Annotated in this window: 1 pseudogene; it reads left to right on the forward strand. The window is 64.1% G+C overall.

Annotation, left to right across the window (positions count from 1 at the left end):
• Positions 1–206 (forward strand): annotated as a pseudogene (locus KVT39_RS37795) (acetyl-CoA C-acetyltransferase); the annotation flags it as partial.

Raw genomic sequence — 206 nt, forward strand, 5'->3', positions numbered from 1 at the left:
ATCGTCGACGGGCTGTGGGACGTGTACAACCAGTACCACATGGGCATCACGGCGGAGAACGTCGCGAAGGAATACGGCATTACGCGCGAAGAGCAGGACGCGTTCGCGGCGCTGTCGCAGAACAAGGCTGAAGCCGCGCAGAAGGCCGGGCGCTTCGACGACGAGATCGTGCCGGTGTCGATTCCGCAACGCAAGGGCGAGCCGCT

Source organism: Burkholderia sp. GbtcB21, assembly GCF_019091065.1.
In the GTDB taxonomy this organism is placed as follows: Bacteria; Pseudomonadota; Gammaproteobacteria; order Burkholderiales; family Burkholderiaceae; genus Burkholderia; species Burkholderia pyrrocinia_C.